The sequence below is a fragment of the Janthinobacterium sp. LPB2021202312-11-4 genome (genome assembly GCF_037049705.1).
In the GTDB taxonomy this organism is placed as follows: Bacteria; Pseudomonadota; Gammaproteobacteria; order Pseudomonadales; family Pseudomonadaceae; genus Aquipseudomonas.
This window is the reverse complement of sequence record NZ_JBAGKV010000077.1, coordinates 1-2,061: the sequence shown is the minus strand read 5'-3', so window position 1 is coordinate 2,061 and position 2,061 is coordinate 1. Positions and strand designations below refer to the sequence as shown.

Sequence of the window (2,061 nt, the reverse complement as noted above, 5' to 3'; positions counted from 1 at the left end):
GTTCTTCCCGAGCAACGGGAGGCGCTACTCAATCTGGCCCTTGGCGACGCGGCTGTAGCCCAACGGACGAAATTCGACATCGAGTCCGCGACAGTGCGGGACTGTACCGCGAAGGTCGCCTCCGCCGAGGGGGCATTGCAGGGGTACAGAGGTAATTTGTCGGTCAGCCAATTTACCAAGCTCAAGCCAATTAAAGATGTCGACGCCCAGAAGTTGGTCTGCTTTCTCTGCAGCGCTGGGCCTACGGCATACCGCAGAAGAAATCCTGGCGGAAATTGGTAGCGCCGGAACGCCGATCCTGTTTATCGATGGTATCGATAGGATCCCGCTGGATCAGAAGGGCATCATCATCGATCTGCTCAGGGTCGTTGAAACACATGTCACCCTCAACAACTGGAAAGTCCTGGCAACCTCTCGGGACCAAGGTTTAGAGCCCTATCGAGCGTGGTTTCCGAGCAGCTTCTACTGCGATAACGGCATTGGCGATGTGCTTGGACGCGTTCATTCGACAGGTGTCAGCCGCACTTGAATCACTTGAATTGGCACTGGGTAGCTGGACAGGCACTGCGTTACCGGCGCGCATAGCCGCAGCAGTGCAACGTCTTGCAGATAAGCACTTTCCCCTCGATCAGGACCAGTCAATAGGCTTGCTGCGCATACTCGATGCGCTGATCGATTTAGGTGACCGTCGCAGCTCTGCCTTGGAACAGAGTGAGGCGTTTAGGGAGGTCCGCAAAATTTGCTGACCGTGTACCGTTAGTCAAATGGGTAGGGCAGACTTCGCTCAAGGATGAGCTAGGCCCAGCTCAACTCAGAGCAATAGCGTGCACGGATGAGCTACGGATAGCTCAACCCTGAGCGATAGCGTTCACGGATGAGCTAGGGTCAGCTCAAGTTGACCCGTTTTATAAATTGGGTACCGGTGTCGATAGCAGGACTCATGAGAGTTGAGCCCTAATTTTTTCGAGCAAAGCATCCTGAGCAGCGATTCCACCCTCGGCTGTATATGCGGCAACCAGCAGGGTTACTGGGTGCACGCCGATTACAGCCGCAAGGTCCTCGAGTTTTTCAAGCGTAGGGCACTTCAGGCCTCGCTCCAGGGTGCTGAGGTACGTTCGGCTACTTACCAGTGAGAAGTCCTCCTGGGTGAACCCCTTTTGAATCCGCATACGCTTGAGGGTAAGCCCGAAAGCTCGCTTCAATTCCATTTTTTCGACCCGCAAAAAGGGAATATGAAGCGCCGTCGAGCCCTATAGGGCTTATTAGAGGATTTAGCATGTTTCGTACAGACATATCTACCATTTTGGGATCGCCAACGGGGGAGAACGGATGCTTTCATTGGGGCTGTGTTGAACACAGCCTCGCATTACCATGGTTTTACGCAGCAGTAGTTGCTTCAAAAAATCAGAATACGGCCATGGTCCAGGTAATGGACCCCACAATATTCATTGAACTGTTAGAGCAGCACGGGAAAACCATTCGGATTACGGATGTACAACTAGTCACTCCCCCTAGCATAAATGGAAGCGAAAGATGGAAGATGGAAAGACTTTTAGAGTTTTCTCTGCTCCATAATAAGCACGGAGGCAGCTTTGAATGCTACGAGGTTGAAAACGGATGCTACACTACATTACAGGAAGCGCTGGAAAGCACAAAAAATGATGTAGAAAAAAATTTAATATACAAAAGAGATAACTTGAGGCTATGAGTTTAATACAAAAATACGAAATTATTTGGAGGAAATCTTAAGCTGCTGATATATTGCCCTAGATGATTGCGACTGTCCTTAGCCTAAGTATCTACTCATGTCGTGACATTATGGCGGGGGTTTGGGCTATTGGCGGATAAATGATGTAGGCGAACTCGCATCCACTCACCGTCAGCCCGCATTTCTAATCCTAGACTCTTCAGCTCCTCATTAGTTAACAAAGAGAGCGAGCTATACAAAATATGATTTATTCACCCACGCGCGTCCGAATTCAGAGTACTGAAACAGCTAGAAATCATTAATGATGAAAATCCTGTCATTTGAATAATTTCCAGCTCTGAAAGGCCTCTAAC

General features: G+C 49.7%; 3 protein-coding genes. 2 read left to right on the top strand and 1 reads right to left on the bottom strand.

Features of this window, described 5'->3' with window-relative positions; translation table 11 throughout:
* Positions 1 to 196: 196 nt before the first annotated feature.
* Entirely contained in the window at positions 197 to 529 is a 333-nt protein-coding gene (locus V5E99_RS30880; RefSeq protein WP_499806304.1) for a hypothetical protein, read from the top strand.
* Between the two features lie 409 nt (positions 530 to 938).
* Here the strand turns inward: V5E99_RS30880 and V5E99_RS30875 are convergent, their stop codons facing one another.
* On the bottom strand, positions 939 to 1,208 hold the full coding sequence (locus tag V5E99_RS30875; protein ID WP_499806302.1) for a helix-turn-helix domain-containing protein: 270 nt from the start codon (positions 1,206 to 1,208) through the stop codon (positions 939 to 941).
* A 68-nt stretch (positions 1,209 to 1,276) separates the two neighbouring features.
* On the opposite strand from V5E99_RS30875, the gene V5E99_RS30870 reads away from it, so the two are divergent.
* The gene (locus V5E99_RS30870; protein ID WP_499806301.1) at positions 1,277 to 1,708 is read left to right on the top strand and encodes a hypothetical protein; all 432 of its coding nucleotides are present in this window, start codon (positions 1,277 to 1,279) and stop codon (positions 1,706 to 1,708) included.
* The last annotated feature ends 353 nt before the right edge of the window (positions 1,709 to 2,061 follow it).